General features: G+C 40.6%; 23 protein-coding genes. 6 read left to right on the forward strand and 17 right to left on the reverse strand.

The genetic code is table 11. The features are described 5' to 3' along the window. Positions 1–3 precede the first annotated feature (3 nt). The 9 genes from ATE92_RS11650 to ATE92_RS11690 form a co-directional block, all read right to left on the reverse strand. Positions 4–447 carry a 3-hydroxyacyl-ACP dehydratase FabZ family protein gene (locus ATE92_RS11650; protein ID WP_100803886.1) on the reverse strand — a complete coding sequence of 148 codons (444 nt, stop codon included), beginning with the start codon at positions 445–447 and terminating at the stop codon, positions 4–6. Beyond that, positions 447–1,223, reverse strand: a complete 777-nt coding sequence (locus tag ATE92_RS11655) for an SDR family oxidoreductase (protein ID WP_100803887.1) — start codon at positions 1,221–1,223, stop codon at positions 447–449. Before ATE92_RS11655 ends, ATE92_RS11650 begins: the two co-directional genes overlap by 1 nt. Before the next feature lies 1 nt (position 1,224). After that, positions 1,225–2,277 (reverse strand): type III polyketide synthase, encoded by a 1,053-nt coding sequence (locus ATE92_RS11660; protein WP_100803888.1) that lies wholly within the window; start codon positions 2,275–2,277, stop codon positions 1,225–1,227. Beyond that, complete coding sequence (locus tag ATE92_RS11665; RefSeq protein ID WP_100803889.1) at positions 2,274–2,993, reverse strand: methyltransferase domain-containing protein; 720 nt, start codon at positions 2,991–2,993, stop codon at positions 2,274–2,276. Before ATE92_RS11665 ends, ATE92_RS11660 begins: the two co-directional genes overlap by 4 nt. Then, positions 2,994–4,118, reverse strand: a complete 1,125-nt coding sequence (locus ATE92_RS11670) for an NAD(P)/FAD-dependent oxidoreductase (protein ID WP_100803890.1) — start codon at positions 4,116–4,118, stop codon at positions 2,994–2,996. 87 nt (positions 4,119–4,205) lie between these two features. Next, entirely contained in the window at positions 4,206–4,916 is a 711-nt protein-coding gene (locus tag ATE92_RS11675) for an OmpA family protein (RefSeq protein WP_100803891.1), read from the reverse strand. Next, on the reverse strand, positions 4,916–5,395 hold the full coding sequence (locus ATE92_RS11680; protein ID WP_100803892.1) for a lipocalin family protein: 480 nt from the start codon (positions 5,393–5,395) through the stop codon (positions 4,916–4,918). Before ATE92_RS11680 ends, ATE92_RS11675 begins: the two co-directional genes overlap by 1 nt. A 44-nt stretch (positions 5,396–5,439) precedes the next feature. Then, entirely contained in the window at positions 5,440–5,601 is a 162-nt protein-coding gene (locus ATE92_RS11685) for a DUF1328 domain-containing protein (RefSeq protein ID WP_100803893.1), read from the reverse strand. Positions 5,602–5,699: 98 nt separating this feature from the next. Then, on the reverse strand, positions 5,700–7,706 hold the full coding sequence (locus ATE92_RS11690) for a thiamine pyrophosphate-dependent enzyme (protein ID WP_100803894.1): 2,007 nt from the start codon (positions 7,704–7,706) through the stop codon (positions 5,700–5,702). A 124-nt stretch (positions 7,707–7,830) separates the two neighbouring features. Between ATE92_RS11690 and ATE92_RS11695 the strand changes: the two genes are divergently transcribed. From ATE92_RS11695 to ATE92_RS11710, 4 genes are read left to right on the forward strand one after another with little or no spacing between them, the layout of a single operon-like run. Beyond that, positions 7,831–8,781, forward strand: coding sequence for an isopenicillin N synthase family oxygenase (locus ATE92_RS11695; RefSeq protein WP_100804423.1), 951 nt, complete (start codon positions 7,831–7,833; stop codon positions 8,779–8,781). Then, positions 8,781–9,107: a translation initiation factor gene (locus tag ATE92_RS11700; RefSeq protein ID WP_100803895.1), complete on the forward strand. Its 327-nt coding sequence runs from the start codon at positions 8,781–8,783 to the stop codon at positions 9,105–9,107. Before ATE92_RS11695 ends, ATE92_RS11700 begins: the two co-directional genes overlap by 1 nt. Positions 9,108–9,114: 7 nt before the next feature. Next, on the forward strand, positions 9,115–9,984 hold the full coding sequence (locus tag ATE92_RS11705; RefSeq protein WP_100803896.1) for a nucleoside phosphorylase: 870 nt from the start codon (positions 9,115–9,117) through the stop codon (positions 9,982–9,984). Continuing rightward, a complete protein-coding gene (locus tag ATE92_RS11710; RefSeq protein WP_100803897.1) occupies positions 9,981–10,841 on the forward strand; it encodes a substrate-binding domain-containing protein in 861 nt (286 codons plus the stop codon). Before ATE92_RS11705 ends, ATE92_RS11710 begins: the two co-directional genes overlap by 4 nt. Before the next feature lie 346 nt (positions 10,842–11,187). Here the strand turns inward: ATE92_RS11710 and ung are convergent, their stop codons facing one another. Continuing rightward, a complete protein-coding gene (ung, locus tag ATE92_RS11715; RefSeq protein WP_100803898.1) occupies positions 11,188–11,853 on the reverse strand; it encodes a uracil-DNA glycosylase in 666 nt (221 codons plus the stop codon). Positions 11,854–11,903: 50 nt separating this feature from the next. On the opposite strand from ung, the gene ATE92_RS11720 reads away from it, so the two are divergent. Both ATE92_RS11720 and ATE92_RS11725 read left to right on the forward strand, forming a co-directional pair. Beyond that, positions 11,904–14,063: a DNA mismatch repair protein MutS gene (locus ATE92_RS11720; protein WP_100803899.1), complete on the forward strand. Its 2,160-nt coding sequence runs from the start codon at positions 11,904–11,906 to the stop codon at positions 14,061–14,063. Next, a complete protein-coding gene (locus ATE92_RS11725) occupies positions 14,060–14,467 on the forward strand; it encodes a thiol-disulfide oxidoreductase DCC family protein (RefSeq protein WP_100803900.1) in 408 nt (135 codons plus the stop codon). Before ATE92_RS11720 ends, ATE92_RS11725 begins: the two co-directional genes overlap by 4 nt. A 1-nt stretch (position 14,468) precedes the next feature. Here the strand turns inward: ATE92_RS11725 and ATE92_RS11730 are convergent, their stop codons facing one another. From ATE92_RS11730 to ATE92_RS11760, 7 genes are all read right to left on the reverse strand, one after another. Further along, positions 14,469–15,632 carry a flavohemoglobin expression-modulating QEGLA motif protein gene (locus tag ATE92_RS11730; RefSeq protein WP_100803901.1) on the reverse strand — a complete coding sequence of 388 codons (1,164 nt, stop codon included), beginning with the start codon at positions 15,630–15,632 and terminating at the stop codon, positions 14,469–14,471. Then, positions 15,629–16,465 carry an N-formylglutamate amidohydrolase gene (locus ATE92_RS11735; protein WP_100803902.1) on the reverse strand — a complete coding sequence of 279 codons (837 nt, stop codon included), beginning with the start codon at positions 16,463–16,465 and terminating at the stop codon, positions 15,629–15,631. The genes ATE92_RS11730 and ATE92_RS11735 overlap by 4 nt, the downstream gene beginning before the upstream one ends. A gap of 20 nt (positions 16,466–16,485) precedes the next feature. Further along, positions 16,486–17,514 (reverse strand): glutathione synthase, encoded by a 1,029-nt coding sequence (gshB, locus tag ATE92_RS11740; RefSeq protein WP_100803903.1) that lies wholly within the window; start codon positions 17,512–17,514, stop codon positions 16,486–16,488. A gap of 78 nt (positions 17,515–17,592) precedes the next feature. After that, positions 17,593–18,384 (reverse strand): hypothetical protein, encoded by a 792-nt coding sequence (locus ATE92_RS11745; RefSeq protein ID WP_100803904.1) that lies wholly within the window; start codon positions 18,382–18,384, stop codon positions 17,593–17,595. A gap of 127 nt (positions 18,385–18,511) precedes the next feature. After that, a complete protein-coding gene (locus ATE92_RS11750; RefSeq protein ID WP_100803905.1) occupies positions 18,512–19,819 on the reverse strand; it encodes a dicarboxylate/amino acid:cation symporter in 1,308 nt (435 codons plus the stop codon). A 15-nt stretch (positions 19,820–19,834) separates the two neighbouring features. Then, positions 19,835–20,899 carry a chorismate synthase gene (aroC, locus tag ATE92_RS11755; RefSeq protein WP_100803906.1) on the reverse strand — a complete coding sequence of 355 codons (1,065 nt, stop codon included), beginning with the start codon at positions 20,897–20,899 and terminating at the stop codon, positions 19,835–19,837. 108 nt (positions 20,900–21,007) lie between these two features. Further along, positions 21,008–23,917, reverse strand: coding sequence for an FAD-binding and (Fe-S)-binding domain-containing protein (locus ATE92_RS11760; RefSeq protein ID WP_100803907.1), 2,910 nt, complete (start codon positions 23,915–23,917; stop codon positions 21,008–21,010). Positions 23,918–23,953: the final 36 nt, after the last annotated feature.

Below are 23,953 nucleotides of genomic sequence, written 5' to 3' on the forward strand. Positions count from 1 at the left end.
CTTTCACCCTTCACCCTTCAAAACCATCCCGCTAATAACTCCCTTACACACGAGTTCTTCTTTTTCATTCAACATCTTCACCTTGCATTTTAGTTTTCCAAATCGGAAGTATTCCTTTTCAGAAATAACGCTAACCCTTTCCCCGGGAAATACGGGTTTGTAAAAATCGATTTCGGTACTACTTAGTGCTACCTGCATCTTTTCTGAAGCCTTTTCCGAAAGTAAATAAATACCCAAGCACACTACCCCTATTTGCGCCATGCATTCGGTAAGGATAACACCCGGAGTTACCGGATTTCCTTTAAAGTGGCCCTCATAAAAATAGGCGTCTTTTTTAAAAATATAGTGCCCGGTGATGCCTTCCTGAGATACTTCATCAAGTCCGTCAACAAATAAAAAAGGTTCCGAATAGGGTAATAAATTGAGTATGTCCTGTAACCTGTTCATTAGCGTAGACTTTCCCCTCCATCAACTTTAATGACGGTTCCGTTAATCCATGCAGCTTCTTCCTTACACAATAAATACACGGCGTTGGCAACATCTTCTGGGGCTGTAAGTCGGTTAAAAGGATTTCTTTTTTTCGACCAATTGGCCAGAGTTTCACTTCCGGGAATCATTTTGAAGGAGGCTGTTTCGGTAGTTCCCGCCTGTATGCAATTGGACGTAATGCCCAGAGGTGCCAATTCGACTGCCATGTTCCGCATAAGGGCTTCAAGAGTAACTTTCGCTGCCGAAACCGCGCCGTAGCCCGGCCAGACCTTGGTGTTGCCTTCGCTTGTAAAGGCTACATTTCGCGCATTTTTATTGAAAAGGCCTGCGTTTATCAAGGCCCTGGTCCAAAGATACCAACTGGTTCCCATAGCGTGTAAGGTGATATCAATATCTTCTTTGGTGAGTACTTCTTCCGCTTTGCCGTGCATGGGTTTTAAATTGCCTTTGGCAATACTGTGCAATAATAATCCCACACTATGCTTCGGAAGTTGAGCGCAGACCTCCATCTGAGTTTCTTTTGCAGTAGCGTCTTTATTAAAAGTGAGCACATTAACTCCTTGGGCTACTATTTCTACTATTTCCTTTTCGAAATGCTCCAGATTGCTTTTTCGATCGCGGTGTACAATACAAATATTCATTCCGTGAACTGCCAGCTTTTTAGCACTCGCCAGTCCCAATCCGCTACTTCCGCCGAGTATCACGGCCCATGTATTTTTAAATTCGTTTTGCATATTAAAATTCCAATAAAACACGTTGTGCCGAAAATCCGGGTCCGAAACTCAATAACAATCCCAAGTCTCCTTTCGGAAGTTTGCGATCCATAAATCGCTCCAAAACATAAAGAACAGTAACGCTACTCATATTGCCGTACAATCTAAGTACTTCCTTGGTGTCGTCAATATTTTTACCCAAACCGCCAAATAAATCCTCGACGGTTTGTACTATTTTTTTCCCCCCGGGATGAAAAATTAAATGATCTATATCGGCTATGGTTGTGTTATTTTTTTCCAAAAAGGGATGGATGATGTTTGGGAAATGTGCTGCAATCTGCTCCGGGACGTCCTTGTCCAGTATCATTTGCAGACCCGTATTCACCAATTTAAAACCCATCATATGTGTCGCATCGTAAAAATGATACATGGCGTCATCGAGAACAGTTACACCGCTGTCGTCTTCATGCGATGAAAGTAAAGCACAGGCGGCACCGTCGCCAAAAATCGCGGCACTCACTATATTCACCATCGAATAATCCTGTAACTGAAAGGTTGCTGTGGGAGATTCCAAGGCTATAACCGCAGCTCTTTTCCCCGGATTTGCCTTCAGAAAGTGTTGGGCGTAAATAATTCCCGAAACGCCTGCCGCGCAGCCCATTTCGGTTACAGGGAGTCGGACCACATCCTGTTTCATCTTCAATTCATTTATCAAATACGCATCTACCGAAGGAATCATAATTCCGGTGCAGCTTACCGTAATTAAAAAGTCAATGTCTGTGGCTTTCCATTGTGCCTTATCCAAAGCTTTTACTAATGATTGCTTCCCTAGTTTCTTTATTTCCCGAACATAGATATCGTTGCGTTCTTCAAAGCTGGTATTCAAAAAAACTTCATGCGCGTCCATAATGGAATACCTGCGGTCTACCCCTGCTCCTTCAAAAATCTTGAGCACCTTGCGTTTAAATCGCGGCTCCTGTCCTTCCAGCCAGGCTGAGACATAGGGCAGGATCTCTGAGGTTTCCCGGGTATAGGGAGGTAATTGCTTGGCAACTGCTGTTATTTTAACACTCATATATTCTTACTAAGGATCCATTGATAACGAAAGGCCCATTTCCAGGTAATAATTGTTTTTTCAGGGTTAATGGCTTCTGAAAGCTGTTCCAATTCGATTTTTTTAAAACCTCTGGCGATAGAAACCAATCCGTCGTGCCTCGCAATCTTTGTTTTAATAAATAGTTTTCCCACAATCCTGAATAATATAAAAGCGAGTCGGCTGCGGTGTAAGTCATTTACAACGATGCCTACTTTCGTCTTTTCTATTAATTTATTAAGTAAACCGGTTATTTGCTGATTGGGAAAATGATGCAAAAACAAGGTGCATAACGCTATATCAATTTTAGGCAATTCAATTTCTTCTGAAAATACGTTATTTTTTTGAAATGTGATGTTAGGAAAATCTTTAGATCGTTCCTTCGCTTCTTCCAAAATAAACGGATTGGCATCGATTCCCACCAATTGAAATTTGAATCCTTCTCTTTTTCCGAATAATGCGCACTGCCGAAGCATTTCTCCGTCACCACACCCAATATCTACAATAACATATTCCTTTTCTTTCGAATATCCCTTCAGCAAGGTTCTAATCCCGTTTCGCGTAATGGAATTACCGCCCAACCATTTGTTGATATTCTTTAAATCGGTTAGTAGCAGCTTCATTTCATCGCCATGTAAATCGAAATTGTCCATAATTTCAGATTCTTTTGAGCGATATTTAGACGAATATAGTACCATTTATAGCGGGTTTCCATGGGTTTTTTGAATTAGCTTCGGAACAATCCCCGGAAATGTCTTAGCTACATTAAATCCAATTGTCGACAAGGTAGGATGTAATAACAATTGCTGAATTTTTCTTCCGGTTGAAAGGCGTTTGGCAAAGGTTTTCTGCCAGAGTTGCGTATAGGTGTTTTCCAATTGAGCTCTATTGATTATTCCTTTTGCCGAAGCATCCAAATACAATTCAGAAAAAAGTTTCGCACTGTGTATTGCCATCGCCATTCCGTTACCACAAAGCGGATGAATCAATCCTGCTGCATCGCCAATCATAAAAATATGATCTTCTACGGGTTTCTTTTTTTGAAATGAAATCTGACTAATAGTCAACGGCTTTTCAAATAACGGAATTGCTTCCTCAAAAAAGTGCTGTAAATACGGATTTTTTGAAAGTGTTTTTTTCTGAAAGTCGGTAATGGAATTAGCATGTTTAAACGATTTATAAGTCGTGAGATAGCAGGCATTTACTGCATTTGTTTCGGTTTTTGAGAGTCCGCAATAACCTCCTTCAAAATTGTGTAGCGCAACGGTATCTTCCGGAAAGTTGTAGTCGTAATGAGCCTTTACTGCAAGCCAGGGAGATTTCTGTTGTATAAACTTTCGTTTCAGAAAACCATCAAGTCCGGATCTTTTTCCGAAGGCTCCAATAACATAATTTGCTTTAAATTTTAGGTTGCCTTGTGTGGTAATCGTAAAAAGTTCGTTTGAAAAATCTACCGAAGCTACAGTGTCAAATAGTACCTCCGCAGCGGCTTTTACCGCTTCATATAATTGATTATCGAACGCAAACCTGCTTATTCCAAAGCCGCCCAAAGGCAGGGTTGTGGTTATTAATTTGCCTGTCTTGGTGCTTATTTCAAATTTTGATATGATTTTGGCACCTGCACCAAATGGATCTACTCCCAATGACTTCAGGTAGGGCAACACTTCATTAGAAACATATTCTCCACACACCTTATGATGTGGGTAGGTATATTTTTCGATGAGTAGCACCTTGCAATTACGGGTAGCCAAATGCAAGGCGCAGGTTAAACCTGCGAGTCCACCCCCAATAATTATGATATCCCATTTTTTAGACTGAGCCATTATTTAAAAGTACTTCCTTTTTTTGCGGCATAAAAAAATCCCGTATTCAAATTTGAACACGGGATTTTAAATTATTATTTCATCTAATTAATTTCCGTCGGCTTGCTTCTGCGCATCCTCCTTCATTTTTTCGTTAGGCACAATGACCACATTTACACGTCGGTTTTGAGCTCTACCCTCAACAGTTGAATTATCACCAACAGGGCTTTGTTCTCCAAACCAGTTAGTAGTAAATCTACCGGCACTAAGGCCTTTGGTTCCGGTAAAATAGTTGGTTACCGCCATGGCACGATTTTTTGAAAGCACCATATTCGATTCGTCCGAACCTACACTATCGGTATGTCCTACCACCAATACATTTGTATCGGGATACTCTCTTAAAACTCCAGTGAGTTTATCTAATGTAGCTTGCGAAGCCGCATTGATATTATATTTTGCAGTGTCGAAATGTACACCACTGTTCTCGTCGAAGGTAATAACAATACCATCGTCCACACGTTCTACTTGAGCTCCGGGAATTTCTTCTTCAATTTTCTTAGCCTGCTTATCCATTTTAGCACCAATAAGCACTCCGGCTGTTCCTCCTACTACTCCACCAATCACGGCTCCCATTTCACCGTTTCCGCCTTTACCTACGTTGTTTCCTAGGATGGCTCCAATTACGGCACCACTGGCAGCTCCAATTACAGCTCCTTTTTGTTTGTTATTTGCATTTTTAGTTGCTTCGCAACTCGATATACTTGCTACAAGAAATACAGAAAGTGCAAGCAATGATATTTGTTTAAAAATTGTTTTCATTATTCAGTCATTTTAGAAAAGTTCATAGTTATTTTAAAAGGTTTTCCATCCAGGGTAACAGATTGTTCCCACTTCATGGAAGACTCATTGAGTTGTGCCAATCTAATTCTAAATCCGCGGTTATCATCAGATTTACCTTTGGCATTGGTTGGTTTTAGTAAGAAATCATACAATCCTGAAGCAGGATCGACCTCTTGAATATCAAAAATAAAGTTTCGATCTCCGGTAGGGCAGCTTCCGTTGTTTATGGTGTAGATTCCTGTATTGTTATTAGGAATAAAACGCCAAGCACTGCCTTCGAAACATTCTTTGGAAGTATCTCCAAAAACGGTTACGTTAAAGGTTCCGGACTGACTATAGGAAATGTTGTCAAGCGACCAGTAGCCTTTGATGACTTTTCTCGATTCTTGAACGGTTTTGGGTACACCACAGGCGAACACCATGGCTGAAATAACAGCCAATACAAGTATTTTTTTCATGTGAAATTGGTTTTTACAGTTGTTAAACTTTTTTTGATTTTTTATTATCGTCTAAAAAGACGTGATACTAAAGATATTACTAGTAATACAATAAAAATATAGAAAATAATTCGAGCAATATCGGTTGCTCCTTCGGCTATGCCACCGAATCCGAATACTGCGGCAATAAGCGCAATTACTAAGAAGATAATGATCCAACGTACCATAATTTGAAAGTGTTAATGATTAATATGAATCTAAGATACAGAAGATTTCAGGCGGTCACCTATTGTTTGTTTAAAGTTTAACAACAAATGTTAAAACATTAATAATTAAGTAAATCGAGAAGTGCTTGTTTAAACTTTCGCTTTGAAAGGTATTGGGCTTCCAATTGTGCAGCAAAGGGTATGGGGGTCTCCATACTAGCTACTCGTTTTATGGGTGCATCCAAATGTTCAAAACAGTTTTCGGAGATCAAAGCTGAAATATCGGAAGCGATTCCTCCGAACAACGAATCCTCCTGAAGAATAATTACTCTTCCTGTTTTTTTAACTGAAGTGTAAATTGCCTCGGTATCCAATGGCATCAAAGTGCGTAAATCAATCAAGTCGGCCGAAACGTCTGAAAGCTCCTCCAACGTTTCCAACGCCCAATGTACTCCTGCACCGTACGTAATGATAGTTACAGCCTGACCCTCTTTTAATAAGGCAGCTTTGCCAAGAGGAAGGGTGTAATAATTGGTAGGTACTTCCTGTCTAATGCTTCTATACAATGCCTTGTGTTCAAAAAACAACACCGGATTAGGGTCCTCAATACTTGTGGCTAACAAGCCTTTGGCATCGTAAGGAAAGGCGGGATATACCACTTTAAGTCCCGGAGTATGAGTAAACCAGGCTTCGTTTGTCTGACTGTGAAACGGGCCTGCACCTACTCCTGCACCGCAAGGCATACGAATAACCACATCGGCCTTTTCATTCCATCGGTAATGAGATTTGGCGAGGTAATTTATAATAGGATTGAAGCCGGACGTGACAAAATCTGCAAATTGCATTTCAACCACTGCTTTAAAGCCGGTGATAGACAAGCCCATTGCAGCCGAAACAATAGCCGATTCACATATAGGGGTATTTCTAACACGTGCTTTCCCGAACGCTTCTACAAAACCTTCGGTAATTTTAAAAACACCTCCGTATTCGGCAATGTCCTGTCCCATCAAAACCAAATTGTCATGTCGCTCCATGGATTGCTTCAAGCCTTGAGAAATGGCATCAATTAATCGAATTTCCTCAACATTTGATTCGGGTTTAACTTCCTGATAAATAAATGGTTGAAAAACATCATTTAATTCGTTGCTTTCAGAAGCTTCAATTTTGGGTTCGGCGAAGGCGATCTCTAAATGTTCGTTTATTTCGGCAATTATTTCTTTTTTAAATTCTGCTTCATCGTCTTCCGATAACAGATTAATTCCTTTTAAATATTCGGCATAATTCTCTAAAGGATCCTTCTCTGCCCAGGCATCCATAAGGTCTTGCGGAACATATTTGGTACCGCTGGCTTCCTCGTGACCCCGCATTCTAAAGGTTTTAAACTCTAATAGGACAGGACGCGGATCTTTCCGCATACTTTCAACCAATGCTTTCAATTTTGAATATACCTCAAGGACATTGTTTCCGTCTATAAGATGCGCTTCCATGCCGTAGCCCTTACCACGATCCATTAAATGCTCACAATTGTACTGCTCGTTTGTAGGTGTTGATAAACCGTAGCCGTTGTTTTCAATACAAAACAATACAGGAAGTTTCCAAACCGAAGCGACGTTGAGTGCCTCGTGAATATCTCCTTCGCTACTTCCTCCTTCGCCTGTAAAAACGGCACATACCTGCTTGTTTTCTTTCAGAATATTCCCCAGCGCAATTCCGTCGGCAACACCAAATTGCGGACCTAAGTGCGAGATCATTCCCACGATATTGAACTCCTGTGTACCAAAGTGAAAACTTCTATCTCTACCCTTGGTAAAACCGTTGGCCTTGCCTTGCCATTGCGAGAACAGGCGGTACAACGGAATTTCACGTGACGTGAAGACACCCAGATTACGATGCATTGGTAAAATGTACTCTTCTTTGTCTAATACTGCAGTAATTCCAACCGAAATAGCTTCCTGTCCAATACCACTAAACCACTTCGAAATACGCCCCTGCCGTAGCAAAATAAGCATCTTTTCTTCGATAAGCCGAGGCTTCAACATTCCTTTATATAAGGAAATGAGGGTGTTATCGTCAAGCCCTTCTCGGGTATACTTAAAATGAACTTTAGGAAGTGTTTTGGAGCTCATAGCTGTTATTTGAATACTCCAAATGTAGAAAAAAACTAGTGGTAACAAAGTAATAAGTCTGTATTTTTTAGCGATGGAATTGCGCCTTGAATTTGGTATATTTGTACTATTAATTCCAATTGTTATGAATAATATACCCAGCGTAGATTTGGCCGATTTCCTTTCGAATGACCCAAAACGAAAACAAAAGTTTGTAAATGAAATTGGCAAGGCGTACGAGGAAATTGGTTTTGTATCTCTTAAAAACCACTTTTTGAGCGACGCGCTGGTAGAAAGCTTATACAAAGAAATCAAAGCCTTTTTTGCGCTACCTGTTGAAACCAAGAAAAAGTATGAAATTGAAGGCCTGGGTGGACAGCGCGGTTATGTTTCCTTCGGAAAAGAACACGCCAAAGGAAAAAAGGAAGGCGATCTAAAGGAATTCTGGCATTTTGGTCAGGTGGCAGCAGAAGATGCCAACCTACCTGAGGAATATCCGGCAAACGTACAAGTGGAAGAATTGCTCAATTTTAACCCAACGGGCATGGAAGCTTACAGAATGCTGGAAAAAACAGGGATATATGTGTTAAGAGCATTGGCGCTGTATATTGGACTGGATGAAAATTATTTCGACTATTGGGCGACCAACGGGAACAGTATTTTAAGACCCATACACTACCCTCCTATCACCGAAGAACCAAAAGGAGCAGTACGCGCAGGAGCTCATGGCGACATCAATTTAATAACGCTGCTAATGGGGGCGTCAACCGGCGGACTTCAGGTGTTGCGAAAGGATGGTGAATGGATGGATGCTATTCCGCAGGAAGACGAGTTGGTGATTAACGTGGGCGATATGCTGGAACGACATACCAATAATAAATTGCGATCTACAATACACAGAGTTATAAATCCGCCAAAGGAGCAATGGGGAACACCACGGTATTCCATTCCGTTTTTTATGCATCCGCGAAGCGATATGAAATTAAACTGTTTGCCCGAATGTATTGATGCCGAGCACCCAAAAGCTTTTGAGGATATTACAGCAGGTGAGTTTTTACACCAACGATTGGTAGAAATTGGATTGATTAAGAAATAATGGATTTACAAGATCAGCTTAAAAATTTATTTCCGGAGCACACTCCCTCCGAAGAGCCTGAAACCAACGAAGAACAGACAATATGGCTACAGGACGATCCGCTAATTTGCAAATACGAAAAACGAAAAGGAAAGCCTATTACTATTATTGAAGGATATACCGGAGCCGACAGCGATTTTAAGCAATTGGCTAAGGAGATTAAACAATTATTGAGCGTTGGCGGGAGTTTTAAAAATGAACAAATCATCATTCAGGGAGATTTTCGTGATAAGATTATGAAGTTTTTGCAGGAGAAAGGCTTTAAAACCAAACGCGTTGGAGGTTAATAGCACTATGAGAATCCCGGAATCTGAATTAATCCTAAACCCCGATGGCAGCATTTACCATCTCAATCTCACACCCAAGGATATCGCTACTACTATTATCACCGTTGGAGACCCCGATCGTGTTGACGATGTTTCGGAATATTTCGATACCATTGAAGTGAAGGTCCAAAACAGGGAATTTAAAACACATACAGGTACGTATAAGGGAAACCGAATTTCAGTAATTTCTACCGGAATTGGCACCGATAACATCGATATTGTTTTTAATGAATTAGACGCGTTGGCAAACATAGACTTTACAACAAGAACCGTCAAAAAGAACCTTACACAGCTCACTTTTATTCGAATTGGTACTTCGGGAGCCATTCAGCCCGAAATACCCCTGGACAGTATTATACTAAGTGAAGTAGCCATTGGTTTTGACAACCTGCTTCATTTTTATAAAAATGATTCGATTTTAGACTCCGATTTTTCTGAAGCATTTATAAAACATACAAATTGGAACAGCAAAAAATCGAATCCGTATGTTGTTTCAGCCGATGAAAAGTTATTACAATTATTTTCTTCCGAAGAAATTCTAAGAGGTATTACCACTACCCACGTAGGTTTTTACGGGCCCCAAGGACGTGTATTGCGACTTCCGTTGGAAGATGCAACACTAAATGAAAAAATCGCTTCGTTTACTTATAACAGAAGAAAAATCACCAATCTCGAAATGGAAACAGCCGGAATCTATGGAATGGCAAAACTATTGGGACATCGCGCCATTTCGTTAAACGCTATCCTGGCAAACAGGGCTACCGGAACTTTCAGTAACACTCCCAAGAAGGCTATCAACACTATTATTCAGCATACATTAGACGTATTATTTCCATGAAAAAATTTCAAATTGGCGGTGTGCCCGAGCATTTTAACCTCCCTTGGTATTTAACCTTGCGGGACAAGGAATACACAAAAAAAGGTATCAATCTTCGTTGGAAAGATTACCACGGCGGGACGGGGCAAATGAGCAAGGCGTTACGCGACGGAGAAATTGATATGGCGGTAATTTTAACCGAAGGTATTATTCGGGATATTATTAAAGGAAACCCTTGTAAGATTGTACAGGTATTTGTGAAGTCACCCCTTATTTGGGGTGTACATGTTGCGAAAAACTCCGATTACGATTCGGTTGACGATTTAAAAGGTACAGCTGCAGCTATTAGCAGATTTGGATCGGGATCACACCTTATGGCGTACGTAAATGCCGAAAATGAAGGCTGGAATAAGGAACGGGATTTAAAATTTAAAGTAATAAAAGACCTGGAAGGCGCCTTGGAAGGATTGCCCAATGGAGACGGGGATTATTTTATGTGGGAAAAGTTTACAACCAAACCCTATGTGGATAACGGACCCTTTAAAATTGTGGGTGAATGCCCTACTCCATGGCCATGTTTTGTGATTGCCGTGCGCGATGAAGTATTGGAAAATGACCCGGAAAGTGTCCAAACAATATTAGATGTTATCAATAACAACACTCGAACCTTTAAACAAATTCCCTCTATAGATGCTGTCATTGCCAAGCGATACAATCAGAAATTGGAAGATGTGAAAAAGTGGCTCTCACTAACTGAATGGAGTCAGGAGCAACTCACCGAACAGGAAGTTGCCCGTATTCAGCAAAAATTACTGGAATTGGAACTTATTAAGGAAATTGTTCCCATGAGAAGGTTATTGTTCTCGCACAATTTATAATTTATTCTTATTTCTTACTTAACGAATAACATTTTAAAAGCTTATAAATAAAGAGGAAGCTATTGATTTTGAATTATTTAACGGCACGGAAAATGAACTTCATCAGTTTGCAGGTAAAACATTAAACAAAACCAATCAATTTTTTTGTCTTTCAACGCAACCACATCGCAACCCCTGCATCTTAGTTATATAAAAGTAAGCGTTATGACAACATTTTTAATTGTATTGGGGGCCTTACTAGTAACTAACTTTCTATTATTACAGTTCAGTTGCAGTGATTCCACCGATCCCGAAGTTCCCGAAGAAGAATAGCATTCCACTCCCCACTTTTCCTCTCTATTTAAAATTACCAATCTATTGGTAATTTATTTTTTCCTCTTAAATACGTATTTACACTACTGAAATGTTTATTGCCAAACCAATACCCTCTATTGGCGCTCAATGGCGATGGATGACCGCTGGTTAACACTAAATGTTTTGTAGTATTTATATGAGCTCCTTTCTTTTTGGCATAACCACCCCAAAGCAAAAAAACCAAGCCCTCTCTTTTTTCTGAAAGTTTCGCAATTACGGCGTCAGTGAATTGCTCCCATCCTTTATTTTGATGACTCCCTGCTATGTGTGCACGCACGCTGAGGGTCGCATTTAACAACAATACTCCTTGGTCTGCCCAGCGCGCCAGATTACCCGATTCCGGAACAGGAACTTGTAAGTCTGTATTAATTTCCCTGAAAATATTGATAAGTGATGGAGGTTTGGCAACACCCTCTGCTACCGAAAAGCATAAACCATTGGCCTGCCCCGGACCATGATAAGGATCCTGACCTATAATTACCACCTTCACTTTTTTGAAAGGAGTGTGTTCGAAAGCCGAAAAAATTTGATTTCCGGGAGGATAACACTGGGATGAAGCGTATTCAGATTTTACAAATTCTATTAATTTTTTGAAATAGTCTTTTTCAAATTCTTCTTTCAATTGTTCCTTCCACCCGGGCTCAATATTTACATCCATTATTAGTACTTTTGTCCTTTGCAACCGTAAAATTACAAGAATAATAGGGAATGATTCGAATTGGAAAAAAAACTTTGGAAGACTTAGAATTCCCTACTGTTTTACAGCAAGTTGCCAACTATTGCAGTACTAATCCGGGAACCGAAAAGGTACTTGCAATTACCCCTTTTCAAAATAAGGAAGAAATAGAACCCGAACTGCTTCGGGTAAAAGAATTTACCGCTTCATTTACCGGAGATAATCCTATCCCCAATCACGGGTTTGACCCTGTGTATAAGGCACTCCAATTATTAGGTATTGCTAACAGCACCCTGGAAGTGAGTGCCTTCCGTAAAATCGCAGGTCTTTCAGAAACAACCAAAACCTTACTTACTTTCTTCAAAAAATACGAAGAATTTTATGTGTCTTTACACGATTTTTCTTCCGAAGTAGCCTTCACACCTGTCATTTCAGAAGAGATTGCTAAAATTATTGACCGGTACGGTGAAGTAAAAGACGATGCTTCCGAAGAACTTTCAGCCATTAGAAAGCGTCTTGCCGTTGTGAAAGGGCAAATTAACGCTTCCTTCAACAGAGCACTTGTTCGTTATGCTCAAGCAAATTATCTGGACGATATCAAAGAAACCATCGTGGAAAACAGACGGGTACTCGCTGTAACAGCAATGTACCGTAAAAAAATTGCCGGTGCGGTAATGGGGAGCTCTAAAACAGGGAGTATTGTCTATATAGAACCTCAGGAAACCCTCGAATATACAAACGAGCTGAGCAATCTTTTGTATGAAGAACTGGAAGAAATAAAGCGTATTCTAAAAGCACTTACGGAATTTGTTCGCCCATATAAAGAGGTAATAGCAAGCTATCAGGACTATTTAATTGCGATAGACGTACTCTACGCCAAGGCCAAATACGCCATAGCAATTAATGGAGTATTACCGATGCTCACTTCAGACAAACGTGTATTTTTAAGCAAAGCCTATCACCCTTTGTTATTGCTTTCGAATAAAAAGCGAAAAACCCAAACATTTCCACAGACCATTGCGCTGGAACCCGAAAAACGAATTATTGTAATTTCAGGTCCTAATGCGGGTGGAAAAAGTATCACGCTTAAAACGGTTGGACTTTTGCAAGTTATGTTACAAAGTGGCATGCTAATTCCCTGTGAGCCGCAAAGTGAGTTGTGCTTTTTTGAAAGGATTTTAACCGATATTGGTGACAACCAGTCTATCGAAAATCATTTGAGCACCTATAGTTATCGGTTGAAGAAAATGAATCAGTTTTTGAAAAAGTGCAATAAAGACACACTTTTTCTAATCGATGAATTTGGTACAGGGAGTGATCCTGAATTAGGTGGTGCGCTGGCTGAAGCCTTTTTGGAAGTTTTTTACGAACGCGATGCCTTCGGAATTATCACCACCCATTACGCAAACCTGAAGTTACTGGCCAATGAGTTGCCGCATGCGATGAATGCGAACATGCAATTTGACAATCGCAGTCTTGAGCCCTTGTATAAGTTGCATTTGGGCGAGGCAGGAAGTTCGTTTACCTTCGAAGTAGCACAGAAGAATGGAATTCCGTATAGTCTCATTAACAGGGCAAAGAAAAAGATTGAACGCGGAAAAATTCGGTTCGACAAAACCATTGCAAATCTGCAAAAAGAACGGTCCCAGCTTCGGAAAACTTCTGAAAATCTTAAAACTGAAGAGCAAAAAGCCAAGGAGGAAAACAAACAACTGGAAGAAATAAACCTTCGGGTGCAGGAAAAGCTGGAAAGCTATCAGGAGCTTTATGATGCTAATCAGAAGCTGCTTAGTCTAGGAAAGAAATTCGATGTGCTTTCTGAAAAATATTACAACAACAAGCAAAAAAAACAGCTTATCGATGAACTCATGAAGCTGGTGATGGTCGAAAACAGTAAGCGAAAAAAGATTGCCCCCAAGGCAAAACAAGCAGTCAAGGCTAAGGAACGCAAGGTCGCGCAAGAAGTCGAAAAAAAAGTGGAAGTAATTAGAGAACGCAAGAAGAAAGAAAAGGCAGAAGCCAAAAAAGCGCCGCCACCAAAACCCCGAGTTGCTCTTAAGGTAGGAGATCGGGTGCGAATGATCGACGGAAGGGCTATTGGAACCATCGATACTATCGAAAAAAACAAGGCGATTGTAAATTACGGGATGTTTACGACTAATGTGAGTATGGAAGAACTGGAAAAGGTATGACGGTAGAAAATTCAAAAAAAATAATACTCTTCGACGGCGTTTGTAATTTGTGCTCAAGCTCTGTGATTCGGTTAATAAAACACGATCCCAAAGATTTGTTCCGGTTTGCAGCTTTACAGAGTGAGATTGGGCAACAATTGGTTGCCGAATACAATATTGATACGTCTAAAATTGACTCCATCATTTTAATTGAAAACGGAAAAGCCTACGTAAAATCTACGGCAGCACTAAGAGCTGCCAGACACATGTCCGGTGGATACCCCCTGCTTTCTGTGTTATTAATTTTCCCTGCATTTATTAGAAATTGGGTCTACGATTATATAGCGAAAAACCGTTATCGCTGGTATGGAAAAAAGGAAAGCTGTATGATTCCCACTCCCGACTTGAAAGCGAAGTTTTTATAGACTATTTTAAATTCTGAAGGATAAAATCTAAGGTGGTGTTGGTATTTTTATTTTCAGCGAAGGCATGATTTTTAAAGGTGATTTCCTGAGCCAAACCTTCCTTTTGCCATTTCAGGATAATATTCTGCTGCTTTAAACAGACTTTCCCCGCTAACAAATTGTCCAGGTTCCCTCCTTCTCTATAAAAATCGTATATTTTTTTAAGTCCGGTGAGGTATTTGTAATCCTTGGTAAATCCACCGCCTCTATGCGCTCTCAAAGATATATTGTATGCCTCTTCCCTATTGAGTTTATACTGATTGTGTAACAAATCGAAGGTGTCACAAAAATTAGATCCTCTGTGCAAACTGTCGGCCGCTAACACACGATAGGATAATTCTTTAAGGCGATACAGCGTTAGGCAATCACTCATATATTCGCTAAACACAGCCAATCCTTCCTGAGTTTCCACATTGTTTGGAAAGCCGTTGTAAAATATTTTTAAAGACTGCTGTAAACCGTTGAAGGTAGTAACCAGATGCACTCCAATTTCGTGATTGGCCAGCACTTTCAACTGATTGGCACTATATCTGTGATTTTTCTTCAGAATAAGTCGTCGGGCATGGTTTTGTACCATGGCAGCCGCAGTAATTTTTGTAGAGAGCTTGATGTTTAAATTGAAATCGTATTGTTTGGCGAATTCATTAAAATAGTCGGCAGCTTCTTCGGCACTAAAAACCGGAAACATTTCCCGGTCGTAGACCTCATCCTTAAAATGCAAGATAAACTGAGCGTTCTCGACGTCCTTTTGTGTAGGTGTCCCAAACGACTTGAGGGCATTGTAATAGAATTTTTTACCCTTGCCGATGGATTCAATACACTGAATAATTCCCGAATAGTCGTAAATAACATCTCTGTACACCTTTCTGGTCTCTTCATCTCTAATACTGTCGATGTCTTGTGAAAAGAGGTGTTGCTGTAACTTATGCGCATCGAAATCTATTTTTCGATACTTAAAATTAGGGTTCAGATTGTATTTAGAAGCGAAAAAATTGCGTTTCTCCTGTTCAATATTTACCGGGTTGATGTAATCTAACAATTCGATTTTTTGAACCAGATTGTTTAAATTGTTATCAATTCGGAAGAGATTGGGATGTACATCAAGTAAGGCTTCGGGATAGGTCATGAGTCTTTGGAATGTGCTTTGTAAAATGCTTCGGCGTGTTGTTTTACTTTTTGTTGTAATTGCTGTTCTATAGCCGAAACCACTTCAGGATAAATTACTTCTGACAATTCATCGCAGTAAATCTTTTTAAATTCAGTCGCCAAAACTAAGGTATTTTTAAAGTTTTGGGTAATGTATTTCAGAAAATATCCATTTCCCTGAAACGTATCGTTAATTTTTGAAGTTGCCTCAATTTTATGTGGAAGTTGCAATTCTGAAAGACTTTGCCGCCAATATTCTACAATATCTCCGAAGCGATCGTTGTCGATATTGGCAGTTCCCAGATTAATCACCGGCACTTCCCTGTCCCATCGCCGCCAATTGTACGAATGCATATCATATACTACAACAACTCCAAATTTTTCTTCCAGTTTGGCTACCAACTTGTTTACCACCTGATAGAATGCACGGTGTTTATCCATACTGATTTTGCGTTCCGTATACGTTAAAGGCTCTTTCCAGAGTTTCTTTCCCCAGGCATCTTCATAGATGGCATTTTCGGGATCCCTATTTAAATCGTATTCAAAGCGGCTGTCACAACCTGCAATGACAATGGGATGCGTTTTTACAAACTCCTTGGTGCAAGGATCTTCTTCGAACCATCGATCGTATTCGGTATGCAGACAATTATCCCATAATTCTTTTCTAAATTGATGTCCGTCGTGTACTGCACCACATACATAGGGCACGTATGAATCAATTTTCAGCGTAAAGGAATAATCTTCCACGACTGCTTCAAAGCAATTTTCTGCTTCAATTTTGCGAAGTATTTCTGAAACGGATAGACGCTGCATGGCTTATTTTCTATTAGGGGTTATGCTTCATCCACGTGTTTCCGAAGTTTATGTCTTCGTTCGAAGGCCGCAACACGCTCAAGGACTTTATCTTCTACAAAATCGACCACCTTTTCCTGAACCCTCGTTTTATAGACTCTATTCATATAAGTAATTCCACCGGGCGACAAGACATTCACTTCCACCAGCATTCCGTTAATAACGTCGATTCCAACAAAATACAAGCCGTCTTTTACCAGCTTCGGACCAATTCTACGGCACAACTCTTTCTCCCTTTTGGTAAGTACATGTTTCTGAACTGAGCCCCCCGCACTTACATTGGAGCGATGGTCTTCATCTCCGGGAACACGTTTCATGGCACCAATAGCCTTCCCGTTCAACATTAAAATACGAACATCACCCATGTCTGCACCTTCAATATATTCCTGCAAAATTACATAATTGGAAGTGCCATCGCGATTGTCGATGTAAAAATCCAACAACGAATTTATACTCAGCATGGCGCGTTTTTCAATTAAAATTACCCCCGAACCTCCAAACCCGTTCAAAGGTTTCAGAATCATTTTATCCGGACCTTCCTTGATTGTTTTCTTAAGATATTCCTTGTTTTTGGTGACATGCGTTCGCGGAATCATTTCGTTGTCCGCATCTTCAAAAACCGCTGTGTATAGTTTATTGTTAGCGCGACGTATCCCGTCCAGGTCGTTCATGATAAACACATCGTCCTTCACCGAATCCAGGAAGTTGAGCATGATCATGTCCAGAGGCGGATTACTGCGTAGAATGATTACATCGAAGCCTGCCAGCGGTAACATTTCATCATAAAACTCGGCATGAGTATGAAATGATTTTAGACTGGAAGAAATTTTTTCTTTTCGCTTAATACATTTTGAAAAGGCAAAAGCCACACTATCCCGAATCGTTAAATTTGCCGGGGTTGTGATAGCGAGACCGTGACCGCGCTTCACAAATTCGTGAATCAGAGCTAATGAAGTGTCATCCTCGGGTTTTATTTCTTCCCAGGGATACATGATGAAACAAACATTCATAGGGGTTGGTTTATGTTGTTAAAATAAAGATACTAATTCTTACCTACTATCAAAACCTTTTTGGCTCTATGTACTGTGTTATTGACCATACACTCTAAAGTTGTCGAAACCTGCAAAATCGGCATCCCCATTCTGAGTAATTCCAAAAGTGAGTCTTACATTGGTCACCGAACCCGGAATATTGAGGATTAGAGTTCCTTCTTCGGAATAGTTTGCGTTTCCATTGATAAAAACAACCTGCCCCTGCCCTACGTCGTCGTAAAACAATTCGTAGCGAACATCATCGCCATTGTCAAATTCAAACACATCGTAGTCGAAGGCCACACGTGCATTGACAACGCCCGAAATATTCACATTAACAAAGGCTATTTCATGAAAAAAATTCCCGCCACCGTTGGGGTTGTTTAAATCCCGGCAGCCCAAAAAGTTATCTGATACATTGTCGATAGCGCTTGTCCCGGCTCCAAGCGTAATAACCGAATCCCAAATATCTCCTGCAGTATTATAAAAAACCGGAGTCACTGTATAGTTCCAGGTGAGATTGGTATCGAAATCCTGAAATGCGAGTGTTTGTGCCATGGTAGACAAGGTATAAACAGACTCCCAAAAAATGCCATTCCATATTTCAAAGGTTCCGGTGCTTTCTACAAAGACCAGCAGACCCGTATCGATGGAAGTTGTAGTAATGGCGTCCCTTTCAATTTGGGACGGAACACGCGGCGGCATAAAACCTTTAAAAGTAGTGCCGTTCACCGAACTGCTTATGTCCAGCATGGCTGCGTTTGACGGATTGGTGGTGCCAATACCAACTTGTGAGAAACTTAAAAATGAAATTAACAGGGCTACGGAAGATAAATAAACTCCTTTCATACTATGATCTTTTAGGTCATAGCCTTCACAGGCTAAAACGTTCGTTTTGCCTGAGGAGTTCAATTAATTAAAAATGAGAGTTTTAAAAGTACAAATTTCTTCTGAATAACAACAAATCGATGACGGACTATTTTCCTTTCTCGTAATTGTCGTCCCAATCTTTTACTTGAGGATCGCCCAATTTACCCTGTGCTTTTGCCACCATCATAGAAACAGTTGCATCACCGGTTACGTTTACAACGGTTCTACACATATCTAAAGGTCTATCGACAGCAAAAATCAAGGCGAGTCCTGCTTCAGGAATACCAGCTTGCGCCAATACGATTACCAACATAACCATTCCGGCACCCGGAACAGCTGCAGAGCCAATTGAGGCCAATGTTGCCGTAACTATAATTCCAAGTTGCACACCTAAAGATAAATCCATTCCGAAGGCTTGAGCAATAAAAACAGCAGCCACTGCCTGATACAGACTGGTACCATCCATATTGATTGTCGCGCCAATGGGCAATACAAAACTGGTAACTTCTTTTTTAACTCCTAAGTGTTCCTCCACGCGTTCCATGGTAACAGGTAAGGTAGCCGCACTCGAACTTGTTGAAAAGGCCAATAATTGCGCCGGAGCGATTCCGTTTAAGAAGAAACGTGGCGATTTTTTTGTAAAAATCCAAACCAGCAGCAAATAAACACCTATCATAAGGATTAGGCCCCCTACTACACAAAGCGCATACATAGCCAAGGCTGCAAACAGGTCGGCGCTTGGCGCTTCCACTACCAAAGCAGCCAAAAGTGCAAATACACCATATGGGGCAGCCAGCATAATGAGATCTATCATTTTGAGGATGACTTCATTAAAACCGTCAAAGAAGTCTTTTACAGGCTTTGCAGTCGCTTCGGGGATGAGTATGAGTCCCAGGCCGAAGAAAATAGCAAAGAAAATAACTTGTAGCATGTTTCGGTTGTCACCGGCGGCTCCCACTATATTGTCCGGTACCATATCGACCAGCGCTTGTAAGGGACCTGCTTCTTTTTGTTTCATGGCTTCCACACGTCTTGCTTCGGCTTCGCCTCCATAGGCATCAACCAGTTCGTTACGGGTCTCTTCAGAAATACTTCCGCCGGGCTGTACAATATTTACTACCGCAAGACCAATGGAAACTGCAATTACCGTAGTAACTACATAAGTTGAAATGGTTCGAAGTCCCATTTTCGACAAACTCGAAATATCTTTTAAATCGGATACTCCCTTTATCAAAGAAGCCAGGATTAACGGCACCGCTATTAACTTTAACGAATTTATAAAGATGGTCCCTAAAGGTTTTATCCAGTCTCCAATAAAATCGGATCCCCATGAGAAATTCGTCATTATCAATGCGAATATAACTCCTAGAGCCATTCCTAATAAAATTTGCCAGTGTAGTGCCAGTTTTTTCATAAGTATTGTTTGAATTTACAATTTAGCATTTTTATTGAGTAACCAAAAGTCGGCCAGAACCATTGCTGCCATCGCTTCCACGATGGGTACAGCCCGCGGAACAACGCAAGGATCGTGTCTTCCTTTGCCCTGCATTTCAACTTCATTGCCAGAAGCATCGATGGTTTGTTGTTTTTGCATGATGGTCGCCACGGGTTTAAAAGCGACATTAAAGTAAATGTCTTCTCCGTTGCTGATGCCACCCTGAATTCCTCCGCTATGATTGGTTTTTGTGCTTCCGTCACTATTAAACAGATCGTTGTGCACGCTGCCTTTTAGTCGAGTTCCTTCAAAACCGCTTCCATACTCAAAACCCTTTACGGCGTTAATGGAAAGCATGGCTTTTCCTAAATCGGCATGCAGCTTATCAAAAACGGGCTCTCCTAATCCGATGGGAACATTTTGTATCACACAGGTAACTACACCGCCCACAGTATCACCTTCTTTGCGAATTTCTTTAATATAGCTTTCCATTTTGGCAGCCATGGCTGCATCTGCACAGCGTACGGGATTCTTTTCAATTTCTGAAAAGTCTAGTTCGGAATAGTTTTTTTGAAGCTGTAATTCGCCTACACCTGAAACATAGGCCGTAATTTTAATGTCTTTCAGTAATTGTTTTGCGATAGCCCCTGCTGCAACTCTACAGGCTGTTTCTCTGGCTGAAGATCTTCCACCTCCACGATAATCCCGAACTCCGTATTTTTTATCATAGGTGAAATCGGCATGCGACGGACGAAAAGTATCTTTTATGTGTGAATAGTCGTTGGACTTCTGGTTGGTGTTTTTAATGATGAATCCGATAGGTGTTCCGGTGGTCACACCTTCAAAGATTCCTGAAAGAAATTGTACCGAATCTTCTTCTTTACGTTGAGTAACTATGGAAGATTGTCCGGGTTTTCGGCGTTGCATTTCCGCTTCTATGGCTTCAAGGTCCAGTGATACGCCTGCGGGACATCCTTCCAGTATTCCGCCTATGGCTTCGCCGTGCGATTCGCCAAAAGTGCTGAGTTTAAATAATGTTCCGAAGGAGTTACCGGCCATATACCCGTTTTGAACAAATGTAAATGTTATAATCGACTCTTAAAAATAAACTATTCAGTTAATGTTTTAGTAACCTCAGAATAAAAATTTGATCGCACCAGCTCCCTTTTAAATGAGGGCTCGCCTTAAAATAGTAACCGGATGTAAGGCCTCACGATTGGTTCCATCTTTAATTTGATGTCTGCAGCTGGTGCCGTTCGCAGCAATGATAACATCATTCGGAGCCTTTCTAATTGCGGGAAAGAGTTTTAATTCGCCTATCTGCATGCTCACCTCATAATGTTCTTTTTCGTATCCGAAACTTCCTGCCATGCCGCAACACCCGGAGGTAATAATGGTTGGAGCGTAATTTTGCGGCAGGTTTAAAATATCGAACGTCACTTTCTGATTGCTCATTGCTTTTTGATGACAATGTGTATGAATTTTAATGGCTTTTGCTTTGGAAGTGAACTGTGCGGAGGTAATTCTTCCTTTTTTTATTTCTGAAGCTAAAAATTCTTCAATTAGAAAGGTGTTTTTTGCAATCGTTTCGGCTGAGTCAAAATCGTCTGCCAGACGAAGGTATTCGTCCCTGAAACCCAATATAGCCGAAGGTTCTATCCCCAGCAACGGGGTATTTTCAGAAATCTTATTTTTTAGAAATGCAACATTGGTGTTGATGTGAGTCTTGGCCTCCTTCAAAAAACCTTTGGACAATAACGCTCGAGCACTATCTAAATGATCGACAACAGAAACATTATATCCCAAGTCCACTAATAATTCGAAAGCATCATTGGCGAGTGGAGCTTCTAAGTAGTTACTGAATTCGTCAATAAATAAAATTATACTCTCATTGTTAGCAACTATTTGATTTACTTTACTTTTGTGTAGTTTACTGAAAGTTTTACTTGATATTTTTGGAAGACTGCGTTGTTTTGCTATTCCACCAATGGATTTTATCAGATTTGACGAAATCGAATTGCTAAACATCCAATTTGAAATCTTTGGGAATTGTGAAGCTTTTTTGTTGTAGACACTGCTCTTTGCAAATAGGGTATCGGCTCTAGTCGCTCCGTTTGCTTGATTATATTGATACAAAAATTCCAGTTTTGCCGTTGCAATATCCACATTACTGGGACATTCCGAAGCACAGGCTTTGCAACTTAAACAAAGGTCGAAAACCTCTTTAAGCTCCTCAGAATCGAATTTATTAATTGCTTCGTTATGCGTTAATACCTCTCTCAAGGCATTGGCGCGTGCTCTGGTTGTATCTTTCTCGTTTTTAGTGGCCTGATAGCTGGGACACATCGTGCCTTCCTGATGGTGTGATTTTCGGCAGTCTCCGCTTCCATTGCATTTTTCAGCCAATCGCAGTATACCTTCCGAATCCTTAAAATCCAGCAATGTTTGAATATCGGGTTCTACCCTATTCCCTTCATACCGAAGGGATTCGTCCATTTTATAGGCCTTGACAATTTTACCCGGATTTAAGATATTTTGAGGATCAAACGCTTTTTTGATTCTTTCCAGAATTGCATAGTTATTTTCACCAATGAGCATTGGTAAAAACTCGGCTCGTACAATTCCGTCTCCGTGTTCTCCTGAAAAAGATCCCTTGTATTTTTTTGTTAGTTTAGCTACATCGGTCGTGATTTTTCTAAAAAATTCAACCCCTTCCTTTTCCTTCAAATTTAAAATAGGTCTTAAATGCAACTCTCCTGCTCCGGCATGTGCGTAATACACGGCCTTCTGATTGTATTTCTGCATCAAAGCCGTAAATTCTCCTATAAAAGCAGGCAAGTCGGGTAAGGCAACGGCTGTATCTTCAATACAGGCTACCGCCTTGTTATCGCCTATCATATTTCCCAATAGTCCCAATCCTGCTTTGCGCAGTTCCATCGCCATGACAATAGCTTCGCCTTTTAAGACCGGAGTTGCATAGCTTAAGCCAGATGCAGCCAGGGAATTGAGTAATGCTTCGGTTTGGGTATTTAAATCTGCTTCGGTATCTGCCTTCAATTCAAGTAATAAAAGCGCTCGGGGTGTTCCTTCCACAAAAAAGCGATAGGCTTCGTATTTTTTATTCTTTTTGGTACAATCCAAAATCACATCGTCCATGAGCTCACAGGTGTACAGATTGTGGCTCATAACATTATTTACGTCGTTCAGACAATTTTCAAGAGTATTGTAATGAGTAGCGACAATTGCAGTATGTGAAGGAGGAAGATCGTCCAATTGCAGTGTGATCTCGGTAGTAAAGGCAAGTGTACCCTCACTTCCGCAGAGCAGAGAACAAATGTTTATTTCTTTTTCAGCAGCGCTAAAAACATTGGTAGGGAGCAAAGAATCTATGGCATAACCCGTATTTCGTCTGTGAATTTCAGGTTTGGGAAATTCTTTCCGTATTTCTTCCTGAATATCTATGGGAGATAATTCATTGAATAGAGTCTTATATATGTCCCCTTCAAGCGTATTCGACGCCATTTTATCTTTAAACCCTTCTTCTGAAAGTGCATTAAACGTAACTTCTTCTCCATTTGAAAGAATGGTTTTTAACTGCAACACCTTATCCCGGGTCACTCCATACTGAATTGAAGTTGTTCCGCTGGAATTGTTGCCTACCATCCCTCCTATCATGCACCTGTTGGAAGTTGATGTATTAGGCCCGAAAAAAAGTCCGTAAGGCTCTAAAAACGTATTTAATTCATCCCGAATGACTCCCGGGTGCACAGTGACCGTCTTATTTTTTTCGTCTACCGAAATTATTTCAGTGAAATATCTGGAAACATCTACCACAATACCTTCTCCCACACATTGCCCCGCTAGTGATGTGCCGGCCGTTCTGGGAATTAATGAAGTATTGTTTATTGAAGCAAATTGTATAAGTTGCTTAATCCCTTTTGAAGTTTTGGGATATGCTACGGCCAACGGTAATATTCTGTATACTGATGCATCGGTGGCGTACAATAATCTATGGAGATTATCCATGTGGAAATCCCCATCAAATATGGCCTTAAAATTAATAAGCTGTTGCTTCATCTTGCGAAATCCAAAAATAACAATCCTTTAGTCTTT

Origin of the sequence: Ulvibacter sp. MAR_2010_11, assembly GCF_002813135.1 — a bacterium.
GTDB lineage: Bacteria > Bacteroidota > Bacteroidia > Flavobacteriales > Flavobacteriaceae > Altibacter.